The organism is Streptomyces sp. NPDC056600, assembly GCF_042792855.1.
Classification (GTDB): domain Bacteria; phylum Actinomycetota; class Actinomycetes; order Streptomycetales; family Streptomycetaceae; genus Streptomyces.
The window spans coordinates 50,582-66,720 of sequence record NZ_JBHTVQ010000033.1 but is presented as its reverse complement, the minus strand read 5'-3'; the positions used below and the strand labels follow the sequence as shown (position 1 = coordinate 66,720).

Annotated in this window: 22 protein-coding genes; 12 read left to right on the top strand and 10 right to left on the bottom strand. The window is 72.4% G+C overall.

What is annotated here, in order from left to right; genetic code table 11:
* Nucleotides 1-60 precede the first annotated feature (60 nt).
* The 10 genes from ACFRAV_RS18150 (at nucleotide 61) to ACFRAV_RS18105 (ending at nucleotide 6,982) form a co-directional block, all read left to right on the top strand.
* Nucleotides 61-507 carry a VOC family protein gene (locus tag ACFRAV_RS18150; RefSeq protein WP_382556664.1) on the top strand — a complete coding sequence of 149 codons (447 nt, stop codon included), beginning with the start codon at nucleotides 61-63 and terminating at the stop codon, nucleotides 505-507.
* Nucleotides 508-624: 117 nt separating this feature from the next.
* Nucleotides 625-1,137 (top strand): DUF2975 domain-containing protein, encoded by a 513-nt coding sequence (locus ACFRAV_RS18145; RefSeq protein WP_351117820.1) that lies wholly within the window; start codon nucleotides 625-627, stop codon nucleotides 1,135-1,137.
* Nucleotides 1,137-1,418, top strand: a complete 282-nt coding sequence (locus ACFRAV_RS18140) for a helix-turn-helix domain-containing protein (RefSeq protein WP_382556647.1) — start codon at nucleotides 1,137-1,139, stop codon at nucleotides 1,416-1,418. The genes ACFRAV_RS18145 and ACFRAV_RS18140 overlap by 1 nt, the downstream gene beginning before the upstream one ends.
* 82 nt (nucleotides 1,419-1,500) lie before the next feature.
* Nucleotides 1,501-2,013 (top strand): pyridoxamine 5'-phosphate oxidase family protein, encoded by a 513-nt coding sequence (locus tag ACFRAV_RS18135; RefSeq protein ID WP_382556643.1) that lies wholly within the window; start codon nucleotides 1,501-1,503, stop codon nucleotides 2,011-2,013.
* A gap of 61 nt (nucleotides 2,014-2,074) precedes the next feature.
* The gene (locus ACFRAV_RS18130) at nucleotides 2,075-2,686 is read left to right on the top strand and encodes a uridine kinase (protein ID WP_382556641.1); all 612 of its coding nucleotides are present in this window, start codon (nucleotides 2,075-2,077) and stop codon (nucleotides 2,684-2,686) included.
* 81 nt (nucleotides 2,687-2,767) lie between these two features.
* On the top strand, nucleotides 2,768-3,328 hold the full coding sequence (locus ACFRAV_RS18125) for a hypothetical protein (RefSeq protein WP_382556638.1): 561 nt from the start codon (nucleotides 2,768-2,770) through the stop codon (nucleotides 3,326-3,328).
* Between the two features lie 88 nt (nucleotides 3,329-3,416).
* Nucleotides 3,417-4,925: an ATP-binding protein gene (locus ACFRAV_RS18120; protein WP_382556635.1), complete on the top strand. Its 1,509-nt coding sequence runs from the start codon at nucleotides 3,417-3,419 to the stop codon at nucleotides 4,923-4,925.
* Between the two features lie 33 nt (nucleotides 4,926-4,958).
* Nucleotides 4,959-5,501, top strand: coding sequence for an NUDIX domain-containing protein (locus ACFRAV_RS18115; RefSeq protein WP_382556632.1), 543 nt, complete (start codon nucleotides 4,959-4,961; stop codon nucleotides 5,499-5,501).
* 110 nt (nucleotides 5,502-5,611) lie between these two features.
* Nucleotides 5,612-6,457, top strand: coding sequence for an isocitrate lyase/phosphoenolpyruvate mutase family protein (locus tag ACFRAV_RS18110; protein ID WP_382556629.1), 846 nt, complete (start codon nucleotides 5,612-5,614; stop codon nucleotides 6,455-6,457).
* Nucleotides 6,458-6,484: 27 nt separating this feature from the next.
* Nucleotides 6,485-6,982 (top strand): nucleoside deaminase, encoded by a 498-nt coding sequence (locus ACFRAV_RS18105; protein WP_382556628.1) that lies wholly within the window; start codon nucleotides 6,485-6,487, stop codon nucleotides 6,980-6,982.
* Here ACFRAV_RS18105 and ACFRAV_RS18100 read toward each other — a convergent pair.
* The 3 genes from ACFRAV_RS18100 to mdlC all read right to left on the bottom strand — a co-directional run bounded on the left by ACFRAV_RS18100 (nucleotide 6,979) and on the right by mdlC (nucleotide 10,569).
* Entirely contained in the window at nucleotides 6,979-7,266 is a 288-nt protein-coding gene (locus ACFRAV_RS18100) for a DUF3303 family protein (protein WP_351117829.1), read from the bottom strand. The genes ACFRAV_RS18105 and ACFRAV_RS18100 overlap by 4 nt on opposite strands.
* A 264-nt stretch (nucleotides 7,267-7,530) precedes the next feature.
* Nucleotides 7,531-8,817 (bottom strand): MFS transporter, encoded by a 1,287-nt coding sequence (locus ACFRAV_RS18095; RefSeq protein ID WP_382556625.1) that lies wholly within the window; start codon nucleotides 8,815-8,817, stop codon nucleotides 7,531-7,533.
* Between the two features lie 168 nt (nucleotides 8,818-8,985).
* Nucleotides 8,986-10,569 (bottom strand): benzoylformate decarboxylase, encoded by a 1,584-nt coding sequence (gene mdlC / locus ACFRAV_RS18090; RefSeq protein WP_382556623.1) that lies wholly within the window; start codon nucleotides 10,567-10,569, stop codon nucleotides 8,986-8,988.
* Between the two features lie 124 nt (nucleotides 10,570-10,693).
* Here mdlC and ACFRAV_RS18085 point away from each other — a divergent pair, with 124 nt between their 5' ends.
* On the top strand, nucleotides 10,694-11,662 hold the full coding sequence (locus ACFRAV_RS18085) for a LysR family transcriptional regulator (RefSeq protein ID WP_382556620.1): 969 nt from the start codon (nucleotides 10,694-10,696) through the stop codon (nucleotides 11,660-11,662).
* Between the two features lie 65 nt (nucleotides 11,663-11,727).
* Here ACFRAV_RS18085 and ACFRAV_RS18080 read toward each other — a convergent pair whose 3' ends face one another.
* From ACFRAV_RS18080 to ACFRAV_RS18060, 5 genes are all read right to left on the bottom strand, one after another.
* Nucleotides 11,728-12,207, bottom strand: a complete 480-nt coding sequence (locus tag ACFRAV_RS18080) for a GNAT family N-acetyltransferase (RefSeq protein ID WP_382556617.1) — start codon at nucleotides 12,205-12,207, stop codon at nucleotides 11,728-11,730.
* Between the two features lie 41 nt (nucleotides 12,208-12,248).
* The gene (locus tag ACFRAV_RS18075) at nucleotides 12,249-13,157 is read right to left on the bottom strand and encodes a hypothetical protein (RefSeq protein ID WP_382556615.1); all 909 of its coding nucleotides are present in this window, start codon (nucleotides 13,155-13,157) and stop codon (nucleotides 12,249-12,251) included.
* Entirely contained in the window at nucleotides 13,150-13,650 is a 501-nt protein-coding gene (locus ACFRAV_RS18070; RefSeq protein ID WP_382556613.1) for a hypothetical protein, read from the bottom strand. Before ACFRAV_RS18070 ends, ACFRAV_RS18075 begins: the two co-directional genes overlap by 8 nt.
* A 16-nt stretch (nucleotides 13,651-13,666) precedes the next feature.
* Nucleotides 13,667-14,122, bottom strand: a complete 456-nt coding sequence (locus tag ACFRAV_RS18065; RefSeq protein ID WP_382556610.1) for a VOC family protein — start codon at nucleotides 14,120-14,122, stop codon at nucleotides 13,667-13,669.
* Nucleotides 14,123-14,191: 69 nt separating this feature from the next.
* Nucleotides 14,192-14,563, bottom strand: a complete 372-nt coding sequence (locus ACFRAV_RS18060; protein WP_382556609.1) for a MerR family transcriptional regulator — start codon at nucleotides 14,561-14,563, stop codon at nucleotides 14,192-14,194.
* A gap of 92 nt (nucleotides 14,564-14,655) precedes the next feature.
* Between ACFRAV_RS18060 and ACFRAV_RS18055 the strand changes: the two genes are divergently transcribed.
* Nucleotides 14,656-15,102 (top strand): hypothetical protein, encoded by a 447-nt coding sequence (locus tag ACFRAV_RS18055; protein ID WP_382556607.1) that lies wholly within the window; start codon nucleotides 14,656-14,658, stop codon nucleotides 15,100-15,102.
* Nucleotides 15,103-15,134: 32 nt separating this feature from the next.
* Here ACFRAV_RS18055 and ACFRAV_RS18050 read toward each other — a convergent pair whose 3' ends face one another.
* Nucleotides 15,135-15,500 carry a hypothetical protein gene (locus ACFRAV_RS18050; RefSeq protein WP_382556605.1) on the bottom strand — a complete coding sequence of 122 codons (366 nt, stop codon included), beginning with the start codon at nucleotides 15,498-15,500 and terminating at the stop codon, nucleotides 15,135-15,137.
* Between the two features lie 172 nt (nucleotides 15,501-15,672).
* Entirely contained in the window at nucleotides 15,673-16,026 is a 354-nt protein-coding gene (locus ACFRAV_RS18045; protein ID WP_382556604.1) for a hypothetical protein, read from the bottom strand.
* Nucleotides 16,027-16,139 lie beyond the last annotated feature (113 nt).

The following is a 16,139-nucleotide window of genomic DNA, read 5'->3' as shown; positions in this document are numbered from 1 at the left end:
CCGGACGCCCCCCACTGGCGACCGAACCCCCCGTCCGCTTCGGTGGAACCCATGACCAACATGGAGATGACCCTCGAGGTGGTCCCGGTCCCCGTCTCCGACGTGGACCGCGCCAAGGAGTTCTACGCGGAGAAGGTCGGCTTCCACGTGGACATCGACGGCGAGGTCGCCCCCGGCCTCCGCATCGTCCAGCTCACCCCGCCCGGCTCCGGCTGCTCCATCGCGCTCGCCGAGGGCATGGAGATCCCCACCGGCACCCCCCGCCCCGGCACCTACCACGGTCTGCAGCTCTGCGTGCCCGACATCCACCGCGCCTACGAGGAACTCACCGCCCGCGGCCTCGAGGTCAGCGAACCGTTCTCCTTCGTCGAGGGCCAGGACGGCGCCACCTTCATGTACTTCAGCGACCCGGACGGCAACGGCTGGGCGGTCCAGGAGTACCGCCGCCGGGCCACGGAGCCGCTGCACCAGCTCCTCTCCGACCAGGCGGCGAAGCGGCGCGACTAGCCCCCGGCGGACCGCACCACCCGGCCGGCCACCCGCACCCCCCCTTGCCTTACCTATCGTATTTCGATAACTTCCCATCGTTCTTCGATTGACGGTACAAGGGAAGAGGGAGGGGCGATGGGCAAACTGGCCGTGCTCGCACTGCGGGCCGTCATCGCTGCGTTGCTCACGGGGTCGCTGTTCGTCCAGGCCGTGCTGCTGCCGCTGATCTACTTCGACACCCGGGACGAGGCGGGGGACGTCGCCCCGCTGCCGTTCGTGATGATCGTGTTCCTGGGGGTCGTCGCGGCCCAGGTGGTGCTGGTCTGCGTCTGGAGGCTGGTGACGATGGCGCGGCGCGGGACGGTGTTCTCCCACGCCGCGTTCCGCTTCGTCGACGTCATCACCGGGGCGTTCGCCTCGGCGGCGGTGCTGATCTGGGTGTTCGGCGTGCTGCTGGCGTCGCTGAACCCGGGCGCGCCGGAGGAGGACCAGGTGGCGCCGGGGGTCGTGCTGATCGTCGGCGGCGTCGGCCTGGCCGTGTTCGGCGTCGCGCTCGTCGTGCTGGTCCTGCGCACGCTGCTCGCGCAGGCGGTGGACCGTGACGTCGAGGCGTCGCGGATGCGGGCCGAGCTGGACGAGGTGATCTGATGCCGATCGCCGTCGACATCGACGTGATGCTGGCCCGCCGCAAGATGTCCGTGGGCGAGCTGGCCGAGCGGGTGGGGATCACCCCCGCCAACCTGGCCGTCCTCAAGAACGGCCGCGCCAAGGCGGTCCGTTTCACCACGCTGGCCGCCCTGTGCGAGGTCCTCGACTGCCAGCCGGGCGACCTGCTGCGCTGGGAGCCCGACGAACTCGACGAGACCGAGGCCCCCGAGGGCCCCGACGCGGCCGGGTCCGCCTCCCCCGCCGCCGCGAACCGGACGTAGCGCGGGCCGCACGGCTGGTTCGGCGGGAAACGGGGAACACGGGTGGGACCGCTCCCGCCCGGGCCCTCAGCTGGAGGACGCGATGCCCGCCGAACCCGTCGAATCCCATCTCGACCCCCGCTACAGCGACCCGGACGCGATCCCTCCCCAGTGGCCGGAGGCGGAGCGCCTGCTGGCCGCGGCGGAACTTTTCTGGATCTCCACCGTCCGTCCCGACGGCCGCCCGCACGTCACCCCGCTGCCGGCCGTCTGGGCGGACGGCGCCCTCCATTTCTGCACCGGCCCGGACGAACGCAAGGCCCGCAACCTCGCCGCCAACCCGCACGTCACGCTGACCACCGGCACCAACCTGTGGGACACCGGCTACGACCTGGTCCTCGAGGGCGAGGCGGCCCGCGTCACGGACGACGCCCGGCTGCGCGACCTGGCCGCCCGGTGGGAGGACAAGTACGGCGACTTCTGGCGCTTCGAGGTCCGCGACGGCCACTTCCACCACGGCCCCGGGGCGGCCCTCGTCTTCGCCGTCGCCCCCCGCACCGTCTTCGGCTTCGGCAAGGGCCGCCCCTTCAGCCAGACCCGCTGGCGCTTCGCCTGAGACCAGCCGCCCGGGCGTCCGTGCGGCCGGGCCGCGGCGGGACGGACGTACCGTCTGCGCCGTGGAAGCCACCGCACAGCAGCCGCCGCCGGAGCGGATCCTCCCCGTCGTGCAAGTGATCGCCGCCCTGCCCGCCCGCGACGGCGGCCGCCCCGGACTGGTCGCCGTCGACGGTCCCGGCGGCTCCGGCAAGACCACCCTGGCCGCCGCGCCGGCGGAGCACCTGCCGGGCTGCACGGTCGTCCACGTCGACGACTTCTACCGCCCCCTGCCCGACGAGCACCGCGCACGCCTCGACCCCGAACAGGGCTACCACCTCCACTTCGACTGGCAGCGGCTCCGCGACGAGGTCCTGCTGCCGCTGCGGGCCGGCCGCCCCGCCCGCTACCGGCCGTACGACTGGGCCACCGGGCGGCTCGGCCCCCGGCCCGTGACCATCACCGGTGCCGGCGTCGTGATCGTCGAGGGCGTCTACTCCGCACGCCCCGAACTGAGCGCCCTCTACGACCTCACCGTCTACGTCGACACCCCCCGCGACACCTGCCTGCGCCGCCTACGGGACCGCGCCGAGAACCCGGAGGAGTGGATCACCCGCTGGCGCGCGGCCGAGGACCACTACATCGCGACGACCCGACCACGAAGCCGGTGCACCCTCACCATCTCCGGAACCTGATCTTCCGGAAACGGCCGTACCCCGCCTGTGCCACACTCCGCCGACGACTCGACTCGGAAGGAGTGCAGGACATTGCGCGGGGTGGGGAGATTTGTGGCGGCGTGCGTCGCGGTACCGGTGCTGGCCGCGTGCGGCGGCACCGACGGGGGCGAGGCCCGGACGAAGCCGAGCGGCGACCCCGGGAAGGCGACGCCGGCCGCCGAGGCGACCGCGCCGGTGACGCGTGCCTCGGTCAAGGGTGAGGTACGGGCGGCCGTCGAGGCCGGAGGCTTCGGGCGGCCGCCGTTCGTGGACCTTCCGAAGTCGGACGTCACGGCCTCCTGCGTGGTGATCGGCCAGGTGCGAACGCCGGAGGATCCGGACGAGAAGTCCGTCAGGGCAGTCGTGGCCGTACTGGAGAAGAGCGGCTGGAGCAGGACGAGCGGCTGGTACGAGGACTACGGATCACTCTTCTCCCTGGAGCGGGAAGGGTGGACGCTCGACGTGATGACCGGTTCCCTCACGGCGGACCAGATGGCGGCGGCTGCCACTCCCGGCGCATCCGCGGAGGAGACTCAGGAGTTCACCGGCATGAGCGTCACCGCGATCGACCGGAAGTGCGCCGACGCCGCGATCACCTCTGCCAAGGCCTCACCGAAGTGAGGGCACGCCCACAGGCCCGTCGTCGGCACGGACCCGGAAGGCTAGGACTACACTCCTAAGGAGTGTAGTCCTAAGGAGTGCGGACCGGATGACCCTACGATCGTTCTCCCTCGCCAAGCCGGCCCACGTGTTCGGCCGGGACGCCGAGTGGAACCGTCTCGCGGCGTTCGCCGGACGCTCCGCGCCCCACGCAACGCTCGGCGTCGTCAGCGGTCGACGGCGGATGGGCAAGACCTTCCTGCTGCGGGCGCTGACGGAGGCGTGCGGCGGGTTCTACTTCGGGGCGACGGACGCCACGGCCGGGGAATCGCTGCGCCAGTTCGGCGCAGCGCTCGCCGAGCACGCCGGCGCTCCCGCGCCGTACTCGTTCGCCACCTGGGACGAGGCCCTCACCGCCCTGTTCCGGCTGGCCGGCTCCCAGGACGCGAGGAACGCGGAGGCGGGAGCACCTCCCCTGCTGGTGGTCCTCGACGAGTTCCCCTACCTGGCGAAGGCGGCTCCTGAACTCCCGTCGCTGGTGCAGCGCGAGATCGACCGCTTCCAGACCGAGCCGAGCCGCATGCGGCTGCTCCTCTGCGGCTCCGCGATGTCGGTCATGGGTGGCCTGCTCGCCAGCACGGCCCCTCTGCGAGGCAGGGCCCAACTCGAGCTGGTCATGAGGCCGTTCGGCTACCGCGCCGCGGCCGAGTTCTGGGGCGTCGGGGACGATCCCGCCCTCGCGGCGCGCCTGCACGCGGTGCTCGGCGGAACACCCGCGTACCGTCGCCAGTTCCTCGCGGACGACGTCCCGGGCAGTCTGGCCGAGTTCGACGACTGGGTCTGCCGGACCGTGCTGTCACCGTTCAGTCCGCTCTTCCGGGAGGCCCGGTACCTGCTCGCCGAGGACGCCGACATACGGGACACCGCGCTGTACCACTCGGTGCTGGCGGCGGTGGCCCAGGGGAACCGCACCCGGGGCGGCATCGCGAACTTCATCGGGCGGAAGTCGGTGGACATCTCGCACCCTCTCAACGTCCTCGAGGACAGCCACCTCCTGGTCAAGGAGACCGACGTCTTCCGGGCGGGGAAGTCCCAGTACCGCATCACCGAGCCGCTGATCAACTTCTACGAGGCGGTGATGCGTCCCGCCTGGGTACGCCTGGAGGCCGGGCAGGCGGCCGAGGTGTGGGACCGGTCCGGTGAACGATTCGCCTCGCAGGTCGCGGGACCACATTTCGAGGCGATGTGCCGCGAGTTCGTGCTCGGGCCGGGCAGCTCCCTGATCGGCGGCTCCCTCGGGCACCTCGGTAGTGGCGTCGTCACCGACCCCAGGGCACGGAGGCAGATCGAGATCGACGTGGCTGTCGTGGAGCCCGGCAACGGCAGGGCCGGGGCATCGGTCGTCCTGCTGGGCGAGGCCAAGTGGGGCACCGTCATGGGGACAAGCCACCTGGACAGGCTCCGTCAGGCCAGGGACGTGCTGGCCTCCCGCGGGACGGACACCGCCCGGTGCGCACTCGCCTGCTTCAGCGGGGCGGGCTTCAGTGACGCCCTCGCCGCGGAGGCGGCGTCGTGCGACGGGGTGCTGCTCATCGGCCTGGACGAGCTGTATGGCTGAGGCACTGTCGGTGCCGCCCCGTAGCGTGGCCCGATGGACGTGAGGGAGCGGGGCGTGGTCGGGGAACGGGCCGTCGGGGCGGCGGTCGCGGACGCGGGACGGGCGGTGGCCGAGTTCGACGACGCCCGCGCCTGGCTGGCCGCAACCGCGCGGACGCCGGAGGTGATGCAGCCCCTCGGGGCCGAGGTCTGGGTGTTCGACGAGGGGCTGGCCCGCGTGCTGCTGGTGAGGCACCCGTGGCGCGGCTGGGTCCCGCCCGGGGGCAAGGTGGAGCCGGGCGAGACCCCGCGCGAGGGGGCGGTCCGGGAGGTGTTCGAGGAGACGGGCCTGCGGGTGGAGCCGCTGCCCGAACCGGCGGCGGTCGCCGTCCGCTCCTACGCCCCGAACCACGCGGTCACGCTCGGCCTGTCGTACGCCGCGTTCGCCGACGACACCGCCCCTCTCACCCCGGAGCCCGGTCAGCCCGCGGCCTGGCGGCGACTGGACGAGCCGTGGGACAGCTGCTTCCCCGACGACCTCGCCCGCATCCGCCGCCACGCGGCGCGGCTGGCCGCCGACCGGGACGCCCACCGCTGAGGCAGCCGCGAGGCGGTGCCCGCGCTTGACTCCGGCTTGCTTCCCTCCGGCTGCCGTCCGTGTCGGATTTCCGCCAGACCCCCGCCCCGCCCCGCTGGTTGTCTGAACCCATGACCGAAACGACCAGCAGCCTCAACGCCCCTTCCGCCACCGCCCGGTTCCGCTCCCTCCACACCCCCGCCCGCCCCCTCGCCCTGGCCAACGTCTGGGACGTCGCCGGCGCGCGGGTGGTCGAGGCGGCGGGGGCTCCCGCGATCGCCACCACCAGCGCCGGGGTGGCCTGGTCGCTCGGCGCGTCGGACGGGAACCGCGTCTCCCGTGACCTGGTGCTCGACGTCCTCGCCCGCATCGCCTCGGCCGTCGCCGTCCCGGTCACCGCCGACATCGAGGGCGGCTACGGGCAGAGCCCGGCGGAGGTCGCGGAGACGGTCGCCCGCGTGCTGGACGCCGGGGTGGTGGGCGTCAACATCGAGGACGGCACCCGCTCGCCCCGCACCCTCGCCGACCGCATCGAGGCGTCCCGCGAGGCGGCGGAGAAGGCGGGCGTCGACCTGTTCGTCAACGCCCGCACCGACACGTACCTGCTGGGCCTGGGGGACCCCGCCACCCGGCTCCGCGACACCCTCGCCCGCGCCCGCACCTACGTCGACGCCGGAGCGGACGGTGTCTTCGTGCCCGGCGTCACCGACCCCGCCGTCGTCGCCGAACTGGCCGCCGGCCTGACCGTCCCGCTGAACGTCATGGCCGGACCGGGCGCCCCGACGGTGGCCGAGCTCGGCGCCCTGGGCGTGTCCCGGGTCAGCCTCGGCTCGGGCGTCGCCCAGGCCGCCTACGCCGCCGCGCGCCGGGCCGCCCTCGACCTGCTCGGCACGGGCGGCTACGCCGCGCTCGACCAGGCCATCCCGTACCCGGACCTCGACGCCCTCTTCCACGCGCCCGCCCACACGCCCCGTTGAGGTGACCCGTCCCGTTAAGGTGACCCGGTGATCAGTGACGTGGATCTGCGGCACCTGCGCCGCTGTGTGGAACTGGCGGCCCAGGCCCTGGAGTCCGGCGACGAGCCCTTCGGGTCCGTCCTGGTGGCGGGTGACGGGACCGTCCGGGGCGAGGACCACAACCGCGTCGCCTCCGGCGACCACACCCGGCACCCCGAGTTCGCCCTGGCCCGCTGGGCCGCGGAGCACATGACGCCCGCGGAGCGCGCCGCGGCCACCGTCTACACCTCCGGCGAGCACTGCCCGATGTGCGCGGCCGCGCACGGCTGGGTGGGGCTCGGCCGCATCGTGTACGTGGCCTCCGGCGCCCAGTTGGCGAGCTGGCTCACCGGGTGGGGCGTGCCCGCCGCCCCGGTCGCCGCCCTGCCGGTCACCACCGTCGTCCCGGACGCGGTGGTGGAGGGACCGGTCCCGGAACTGGTCGACGAGGTGCGCGCCCTGCACCACCGCCTGCACCACCGGACCGGCCCCGACGCACGGTCCTAGCCCAGGGCCGCGAGGCCCCGCTGCAGGTCGTCGAGGTTCATGACCGGCTGCAACGTCACATGCGCGCCGAGCTCCTGGAAGAAGGGGTCTGCGGCGGCGGGAATCTCCGAGCTGTCCTGCATGTCGAAGAAGAGGATCATGGTGCGCCCGCCCTCCGGGGTGAAGTAGGCGGCCTCGGGCCGGAGCCGCTCCATGGCCGCCCGCACCAGGTCGGGCATGCCGCCCTCCTGCGTCACCCTGTTCGACGCCTGGGTGTCCAAGCGGGCCTTCATCATCATCCGCATCGCGCACTCTCCTCGCCCACCGGCATCCGCGCGGTCGCGTCCGCACTCGTCGTGATCCGGCACCGCCCTCCCAGCCTCGGTCCGCCGGTCACCGCCCGCAACATCTCCTCCGCCCCCTGTGCGACGTGACGGCGCGGCGTGCGGTGCCGCGACGCGCCGTCGAGGCCCCGCACGCGCGGTGGGCCGCCGCACCGCGCGGAGCGGTACGACGGCCCACCGGCCGGACGAAGGCGGAGGCGACTGCCCCCGCACGCAGGCACTGCCTCAGGCTGACGCCCCCGCCGCGGGCGCGGCGGTCCCTTCGGCCGTCGTGCCGGCCGCCAGCTCCGCCGCCGACCCCTTCGGCAGCGTCAGCACCGCCACCACCGCGAGCACGGCGACCAGCGCGAAGGAGTAGAAGCCCCACGGGTGTCCGATCCCCGCGGTGACCAGCGCGCCGGTGATCGACGGGCCGACGATGGACCCCAGCCGGCCGATCCCGGACGCCGACCCGAGCGCCGTGCCGCGGATGGCCGCCGGGAAGAAGTTCGTCACGTACGCGTAGACCAGCACCTGCGCGGAGAACACGAACACGCCGGTGAAGAAGACGACCACGTTGAGCAGCAGGTCGTTGTCCATCTTCACGGACAGGCAGGCCAGCATGACCGCCGCGGCGCCGAACCAGCCCAGCGTGGTGCCCTTGATCCCCTTCTGGTCGGCGACCCAGCCGCCGACGAGCAGACCGGCGACGCCGCCCAGGTTGAGGATCAGCAGCTGGGTGACGGCCGTCGGCACCGGGTAACCGGCGTCGTTCATCAGCTTCGGCAGCCAGGTGTTGAGGCCGTAGACGAGCAGCAGTCCCATGAACGAGGCGACCCAGACGCCGATGCAGGCCCGCAGGTAGAGCGGCTTCAGCAGCTCGGTGAACGGCACCCGCTCCGCCGTGCCCGACTCCTTGGCCTTCACGAAGGCCTCGGACTCCGGCAGGAAGAACCACTGGATCACCGCGACGACGAGGCCGACGGCACCGAGGGCGTAGAAGAGGATCTGCCAGTCGTCGGCGAACTGCAGGGCCAGCAGCGAGGTCACGACGGCACCGGTGTGGTAGCCGGTCATGGTGAGGGTGCTGGCCCGGGCCCGCCGGCTGGCGGGCATGCTCTCGGCCATCATCGTCAGCGACACCGGCATGCAGGCGCCGAGGCCGAGGCCGGCGATCAGGCGCAGCGCGGCGAACATCGTCACCGAGCCGGCCAGCGGCACCAGGACGGTGAACACCGAGAAGACCACCACCGACGCGATGAGCAGCCGGCGCCGGCCGATCCGGTCGGCGAGCGGGCCGACCGATATCGCGCCGATGGCCACGCCGACGAGCGAGAGCGTGGCGACGGTGGTCGCGTCGACCGCCGTCATGCCGAGGTGCTGCGTCTTCAGCAGGGTCGGGATGATGGCGCCGAGGACGACGAGGTCGTAGCCCTCGAGCATGACGGTGATCCAGCACAGGAGCACGGTCCAGGTGGTGCGCCTGCCGGTTGCGGCCTGCGCCGGGCCGGACGACGTTGTCGCGGAGGTCATGGCGGTTCCCAGGGATGAGGGGGACGGGGGATGAGGCGTGGGGGGCGTGAGGTGCGGGTGGTGCTGGTGGTGCTGGTGGTGCTGGTGGTTCGCTTATGGATCGTGGGGCGAGGTGGTCAGTTGGGGGGTGGTGGTCAGTGGGGGGTGGTGGTCAGTGGGGGGTGGTGGTCAGTGGGGGGTGGTCAGGGCCGTGTCGACCTGGACGAGACGCGGGCCGTCGGGCCGTTCCGCGAGGACGGTGCGCAGTTCCTCCGCGCCGGTGACGTGCCGGGCCGGCACGCCGTAGCCCTCGGCGATGCGGGTGAAGTCCAGCCCGGGAATGTCCAGGCCGGGCGCGTCCGGCACCCCGAGCAGTCCGCCGAACCAGCGCAGCGCGCCGTACGTGCCGTTGCGCAGCAGCACGACGGTGAGCGGGACGCGCAGCTGGGCCGCGGTCCACAGGGCGGTGATGCCGTAATTGGCGGACCCGTCGCCGATCACCGCGGTCACCGGCCGGTCCGGCTGCGCGAGGGCGACGCCGACCGCGCCGGGCAGGCCGAAGCCGAGCCCGCCGGCCGCGGGGAAGTAGTAGGAGCCCGGGCGGCGCAGGTCCATCTGCCGCCACCAGGCCGCGCTGGTCGACGTGGACTCCACCACGTAGGACGTGTCCTGCGGCTGCTCGTCGCGCAGCGCCGCGAACACCTCCTCCGGGTGGAGTCGGCCCCCTTCGCCCGCGGCGGGTGCGGGCGCGGGCCGGTACTCCTCGCCGGGCACGGGGGCGCCCTCGCCGAGGGTCTCCAGCAGCAGGCGGATCCCGGCGCCGGGGTCGGCGACCACCGCTTCGCCCATCGGCGCGCGGGCGGCGGCCGAGGCGTCCTCCGTCACCTGGACCAGCCGGGTCCCCTCGGGCAGGTACCGGCCCGGCAGGTACTCGTGGTAGCGGAACACCGGGGCGCCGAGCACCAGCACCAGGTCGTGCCCCTCGAAGGCGTCCGAGATCGGCTTGATGCCCGCAGGCAGCACGCCGCGGAAGAGCGGGTGGCGGTTGGGGAACGGCAGCCGGAACTGCGACGGCGCCGCCCACACCGGGCCGCCGAGCCGCTCCGCGAGGCGGACGGCGTCGTCGAAGAGCCCCGCCGTGTCGATGTCGCCGCCGAGCACCAGTGCCGGACGCTCGGCCGCCGTGACCCGCTCCACCAGGTCGCGGCCCAACTCCGCATCGGGGGCGGAGCCCCGCCGCACGGACCGGTCGAGGACGGCGAGGCCGTTCTCCCCCGCTTCGGCGGCCCAGTCGTCGTAGGGCACGGACAGGTACGTCGGCCTGCGCTGCAGCTGAGCCTCGAAGACGGCCTGGGCGAGGGCGCGGGGCACGTCCTGCGCGCAGGCCGGCTCGGCGGCCCAGCCCACCAGGGGCTTCATCAGCGAGGGCGCGTCCACGTTGGCCAGGTTCGCTTCGGGGCCCACGGCGGGCCGCACCTGCTGTCCCGCCACGATCACCATCGGGGTCCGGGAGGACACCGCGTTGGTGAGCGCGCCCATCCCGTTGCCGGAGCCGGACGCCGCGTGCAGGTTCACCAGCACCGGCCGGCCGGTCGCCTGGGCGTAGCCGTCCGCCATGCCGACCACGGCCCCCTCGTGCAGGCCGAGCACGTAGCGGAAGCCGTCCGGGAGGTCGGCGAGGAAGGGCAGCTCGTTGGACCCGGGGTTGCCGAAGACGGTGGTCAGGCCCTGGCGGGCCAGGAACTGGTGCGAGACATGACGTACGGAGGGCACGAACGTTTCACGTTCCTTTCGTGTGATGGCCGACACGCTAAGCAGCGGCTCTCACCCGAGACCAATAAATGTTTCCGGCCCGCGATATAGATCTCCTCGATACGGACGCGTAGGCTCCGGCCGCATGCGGGAGTTCGACCTCAACCTGGCCCGGCTGTTCGTGCTGCTCTACGAGACCGGCAGCGTCACGGCCACGGCCGACGCGCTGCACGTCACGCAGCCGACGGTCAGCTACAGCCTGGCCAAGCTGCGCCGGCACTTCGACGACGACCTGTTCCGCCGCAGCGGCCGCGGCCTGACCCCGACCGCGGGCGCGCGCCGCCTGTACGAGCCGCTGCAGCGGGCGCTGTCCCAGATCGACGAGGCGACCCGGCAGGCCGACGAGTTCGACCCGGCGACGATGTCCGCCAACTTCACCCTCGCCCTCTCCGACCTGGGCGAGACCACCCTGCTCCCCCGCCTGGTGGCGGCCGCCCGCCGCTCGGCCCCCGGCGTCTCCTTCACCGTCCGGCCGCTGGACGTCGACGACGCCGAACGCCGCCTGAGCCGCGGTGAACTGGACGCCTTCGTGGCCACCCCCGTCATGGCCTCCCAACGCACCGTCCGCGTGCCGCTCTTCCGCGAGCGCTACGTCGGCGTGGTCGCCTCGTCCCACCCCCGGGTGACGGGCGACGCGGTCTCCCTGGAGCAACTGGCGGCCGAGCACCACGCGACCGTCTTCGGCCCCAGCGGCCACGCCACGCCCCGCTCACTGCTGGCCGCGCACGGTCTCCTCGACCGGGTCGCCGTGGAGGTCACCCGCTTCACGATCCTCCCCTACCTGCTGGAGCAGACCGACCTGATCGCCGTGGTCCCGGAGTACGTCGCCGAGGTCTTCGCCGCCTCCCACGCCATCCGCCTCGTCCGCCTCCCCTTCGCGGCGGAACCCATCGAGGTCGCCCTCTACGCCCGCCACGACGCCTCCCGCACCCCCGCGCAACGGTGGCTGATCCGCTTCATGACCACCGTCCTCGGCGAACAGATCAGCCCGTCCCAACTCCCACCACTGGAGGGTCAGTCGGCGGTACCGGGGGCAGGGGCGGGGGCTCCGTAGAGGCCAGGGCCGCAGGTGAGCCCCGAATTCGCTCCCCAGCAACACATTCCGGGCTCACCTTCGCCCTACACCTTTTCCGCGCCCACCGTCCGAGTCGTCGGCTGGGGGCAACGGTAGAACAACTCGGGGTCGCCATCGTCGAGGCCGTGGAGCAGGCCGACGGGGGTCCAGCCGGCCCGGTGGAGCAGTCGCTGCATCGGCTGGTTGGACACATTCGTCGAGGTGAAGAGCTTCGGCGTCGTACACGAGGCCGCCGCGGCGTCCAGCAACCGCCGGCCCACACCCCTGCCGCGGGCCGACGGGGCCACCATCAGCATCGTGACGAAGCCCTGGTCGAAGAACGTGTACTCCAGCACGCAGTAACCGACCAGCCCGGACGCGTCCTCCGCCACCAGCACCGACCCCTCCTCGCACCACCTCGCGATCGCCGCCCGCCGCCCGACGTCGCCCCCGCCGGCCACCGCGTCGACCCCGACCAGCGCGTCCCACTCCGACTCCAGCGCCCGGCGCACGAAGATCCCGCCACTGCCCATCACGTCATCCATCACCGCATGCTCTCGCCTGGACGCACCCGAGGGCGGCCCCTTCACGTGTCCACGAGCAGGTCCCGGTACGGCAGGAACTGGAACTGCAGCGGCGGCGCCATGTCGCCGAAGGACTCCCCAAGGGACTTGCCGACCTCGTTCAGCGACCGCCCCGCTGCCCGCAGCACCCCCTCTGCCGCCGAGTCATGGGCGAGGGCGGGTGCCAGCGCCGCGCAGACCCTCACCCCCAGGTGCGGATGTTCCAGCCAAGAACGTGTGTCGCCGCCCAGTTGACCGACCGCGACCACCGTCGTCGCCAGGTCGAACGGGGAGTCGGCAGCACCGGCAAGCGAGACCAACCGGCGTAGCAGCGAGGGTCGTTGGGCCGCGGCCGACGGATGCCGGGCCAGCACGCCCACGGCTGCCGCCGCGCACGTCCTGCGCCGGACACGGTCCGCCTCCAGGTGCGGCAGCACACGTCCTAGGAGCTCGGGCACGACCTCCCCGCAGGCGAGAGCCGCCTGCTGCAGGACCAGTTCGCCCAGCCCCGAGCAGTCCCCCCACAGCAGCTCCCGCCCCGTCGCGTCCGCCGTCAGGTAATCGGCGTTCCAACGACGCAGCTCCGGCTCACAACGCGTCACGCGCGCCCGGACCTCGGCCTCCCGGTCCCCGAGATCGGCGCCAACGGCCACCGCATACAGGTAGGCAAGCACCGCCTCCGGCATCGTGGGGTCGTCAGGCCACAACGAGGAATCGCCCAGCCACTCGGCGACCAACAGGGCGGCCGGCGCCGTCACCGGCCACACACCGCCCTCACGGCGAAGGGTCCCCGACCACAGATGCTCGTACCCGTCGACGAAGGCCTCTGCGTCGTCACCCAGGAGCGCCCGCAGCCGCCGAGGCGTGTCGGAGGCCGCCCCCTCTGCGTGGAACAGCCCCGCCCAGTCCACGTCGTCCCCGTGCTCAGCCATGGCCGACCTCGGGTGCTGTGACGTACAGGCTCGAGACCAGCCACTCCCCGGCAGCCGAGTCCGCGCGCACGAAGACCACGGACACCCCGGCCTCCGTCTCGACGGCGGCCTGGTCGCCGAACGTCAGCGCGTCATCGCGACGCCAGGCACAGCCGAGTCGGTCGAGGCCGTCGAGCAACGCCGCACGCGTCGGCGTCCCGTCCTCCTGGCGGAACTCGGTCCCGAGACGCGTCGGGCCCTGGAACCGTCCCTGGCCGTCCACCGCGTCATACCCCAGCAGGCACACCCTGCCGTCAGGGCCGGCCCACAGCTCCAGACTCCCGTCCTTGAACCCGACGGAACCGTGTGGGTCCCGCGCGTTCGGTGGATCCGATAGCGATACGACCAGCCCGGTGCCCCCGCCGAGCACACGATCGGCCTCGTCCGCCGGCATTCCCGGCCTCAACGAACCGACTACACCCGAGGCCGCGAACCCCAGCAACAACCCGAGCATGCCCCCTGCGGAAGCACTAGACCACATCGAACTCGTTGCCCTCCGGGTCCCGCATCTGCACCGCGTACTGGCCCGCGTCCGGCTCGTCCGACACCCGGAGCACGGCGGCCCCGGCCGCGACCAGCCTCTCCACCGTGGCGTCGACCCGCCGCCTTCGGACCTCCAAGGTCACGTCCCGGCCGCCGCCGACCTTCAGGTCGAAGTGGATGCGGTTCTTGGCGACCTTCGCCTCCGGAACCTGCTGGAACCACACCCGCGGCCCGCGCCCGGCGGGGTCGACGATCGACTCCGGGCAGTCACCCGCGCCCTCGGGCAGCTCCTCCTCGGGCACCCCCATCGCCGCCCAGTACGCACGCCACGTGCCGTGCCCGGCCGGCGGGGGTTCGGGGACGTAGCCCAGCGCCTCGCTCCAGAACGCCACCATCCTCTGCGGATCGGCACAGTCGATCGTCAGCTGCAGCGTGGTCTCCATGGCCGGAGTCTCGCAGGCACCTCGGACATCCACCGGGCGGCTCGGGCCCCGTCCGGTCGTGCCCGGACATCAGCCGGCCGAGGCCACCCTCCGCGCACCCAACGGGCACCCGGTGCCGACGCGGTCCTCCAGCTCGGCCCGCAGGGCCGCGAGCTCGGCCATCCGCGCGTCGACGACCGCGATCTTCTCCTCGAACAGCGCGGACAACGCCTCGGCGGTGTCGGGGGCGTCGCGCAACTGCTCGCCGGTCCGCGCGATCTCGGCCAGCGAGAAGCCGAGCGTCTGCGCCGTACGCACGTACTGCAGCCAGGGCACGGTCTCCGGCGGGAAGTCCCGGTACCCGTTGGCCAGGCGCTGCCCGGAGACGAGCCCGATCTTCTCGTAGAACCGGATGGCGTCCCTGCTCAGACCCGACCGCGCGGCCAGCTCCCCGATACGCACAACTCTCCCCCGCCCATGCTGACTTGACCTTGGACCGTACTCCACTGTCTAGCGTCGTGGCGTCCCTCCAGAAGCCCGGCAGGAGCCTCGCCATGACACGACGTCCCACCCCGCCCCACCCCGCGTACCCGCGCGTCGTCCGCACGAGCGCCTGGTACGACCTCGTGGTCACCGCCGGCTTCGCCACGCCGTGGACCTACTCCTTGCTCCACGCGGCGCTGTCGAAGCTGGGCGACACGTTCGACCTGGGCGCCCTGCCCGCCCTCGACCCGATACAGGTCCTCTTCGCCAACCTGATGGGCTCGGTCGTGGTCGTCTGGGCCCTCCTCCGGATCATCGACCCGGCCCCCCTCTTCGGCCTCTTCGACGCCCTCGCACGCACCCTCTTCGCCACCTGGCAGGCGTACGCATTGGCCCACGGCGCCCCACCCTGGCTGTGGCTGTTCCTCGTCATGGAGGTGGCATTCGGCATCGTCCAACTCGCACCTTGGCTGCTGCGACGAAGCACCCGAGTGCCCAGGGACCAAGAGGCGCTGTGAAAATTGCCAGACCACCGGCGAAACCGGCCCGGTCACCAGCCTCGCCACCGGTCGGTGATCTCGTAGCGCCCCAGCCCGTGCCGGGAAGCGAGGGCCGGCACATCGATGCCGCACTCCGAGAGCGTCGCGTCGATGTAGTCGCAGAGTTCCTCCCGCTCGTCGGTCTCGTACGCCGCCCCGCCAAAGCGTTCGTTGACCGCGTTCAGCGCGAGCACGACCTTCTCGACGCACGCGAACACCTGGGCGTCCGTCGGCTGCTCGAGCGCGACCAAGTCGGTCTCGAAATCCGCCAGCACCTCTTCCGTCGCCTCGATCAAGGGCTCCGGGAAAAGCTCCGTCATGCACGCGCACTCGGGGTCCAAGGTGCCGGCCGCCAGCTCCCGGATTTCCTGAGCCACTCCGTCACGCCAACTCTGCGATGGTCTCTCCGTCACGACGGAACCGTAGACCTCGGGGCTGACAACAGCGCTTACAGTGCCGCAACGTCATCTCCAGGCTGCAGACGTGCAGCCGACCCTCCGCAACCACGAGGCACCCGTCCTCCACACGCGAAGGCCGCTCAGCGCGGAGTTACAGCTCCGACCAGATATGGGGCTCCATGTAGACGTGGAACCCGCGGAAGAACCAGTCCGTCAAGTCCGTCAGCCGCTCGATGCAGGCGTCGTAGTACTCCGCTGGCTCTGGCCGCGGGAAGTTGGGGTGGGCGGTCCATGAGCGGACTTCCCAGCCGACCTGGTAGTACCCTTCTGCCAGCCAACGGGGGAACTCCTGTGCCTCCTGCCACTCTTCGCACACAGCGCGCATGGCTTTCTCCAGCCTGGTGAAGGCCTCCCGGTCCCACACCAGGTCGCACCGCAACCGCAGTTGGAAACTTCCGGGTTCGGAGCTGAACTCGTGCCGCAGTGTCTCCAAGGCGTGCTTCATGCGGGCATGCTGCCAGACCCGACGACCAGGCACGCACGCACCGGGGGCGGGTGAGGTGCAGGAGCCCGCACGCACAGGGCTGAGGGCCGGCGGTCGGACGACCGCCGGCCCTC

Excerpts from the sequence above, each read along its gene's own strand:
- ACFRAV_RS18150 (WP_382556664.1), top strand. The coding sequence starts at position 61 with ATGGAGATGACCCTCGAGGTGGTCCCGGTCCCCGTCTCCGACGTGGAC.
- ACFRAV_RS18145 (WP_351117820.1), top strand. The coding sequence starts at position 625 with ATGGGCAAACTGGCCGTGCTCGCACTGCGGGCCGTCATCGCTGCGTTG.
- ACFRAV_RS18140 (WP_382556647.1), top strand. The coding sequence starts at position 1,137 with ATGCCGATCGCCGTCGACATCGACGTGATGCTGGCCCGCCGCAAGATG.
- ACFRAV_RS18135 (WP_382556643.1), top strand. The coding sequence starts at position 1,501 with ATGCCCGCCGAACCCGTCGAATCCCATCTCGACCCCCGCTACAGCGAC.
- ACFRAV_RS18120 (WP_382556635.1), top strand. The coding sequence starts at position 3,417 with ATGACCCTACGATCGTTCTCCCTCGCCAAGCCGGCCCACGTGTTCGGC.
- ACFRAV_RS18115 (WP_382556632.1), top strand. The coding sequence starts at position 4,959 with ATGGACGTGAGGGAGCGGGGCGTGGTCGGGGAACGGGCCGTCGGGGCG.
- ACFRAV_RS18110 (WP_382556629.1), top strand. The coding sequence starts at position 5,612 with ATGACCGAAACGACCAGCAGCCTCAACGCCCCTTCCGCCACCGCCCGG.
- ACFRAV_RS18100 (WP_351117829.1), bottom strand. The coding sequence starts at position 7,266 with ATGCGGATGATGATGAAGGCCCGCTTGGACACCCAGGCGTCGAACAGG.
- ACFRAV_RS18095 (WP_382556625.1), bottom strand. The coding sequence starts at position 8,817 with ATGACCTCCGCGACAACGTCGTCCGGCCCGGCGCAGGCCGCAACCGGC.
- ACFRAV_RS18085 (WP_382556620.1), top strand. The coding sequence starts at position 10,694 with ATGCGGGAGTTCGACCTCAACCTGGCCCGGCTGTTCGTGCTGCTCTAC.
- ACFRAV_RS18080 (WP_382556617.1), bottom strand. The coding sequence starts at position 12,207 with ATGGATGACGTGATGGGCAGTGGCGGGATCTTCGTGCGCCGGGCGCTG.
- ACFRAV_RS18075 (WP_382556615.1), bottom strand. The coding sequence starts at position 13,157 with ATGGCTGAGCACGGGGACGACGTGGACTGGGCGGGGCTGTTCCACGCA.
- ACFRAV_RS18070 (WP_382556613.1), bottom strand. The coding sequence starts at position 13,650 with ATGCTCGGGTTGTTGCTGGGGTTCGCGGCCTCGGGTGTAGTCGGTTCG.
- ACFRAV_RS18065 (WP_382556610.1), bottom strand. The coding sequence starts at position 14,122 with ATGGAGACCACGCTGCAGCTGACGATCGACTGTGCCGATCCGCAGAGG.
- ACFRAV_RS18055 (WP_382556607.1), top strand. The coding sequence starts at position 14,656 with ATGACACGACGTCCCACCCCGCCCCACCCCGCGTACCCGCGCGTCGTC.
- ACFRAV_RS18045 (WP_382556604.1), bottom strand. The coding sequence starts at position 16,026 with ATGAAGCACGCCTTGGAGACACTGCGGCACGAGTTCAGCTCCGAACCC.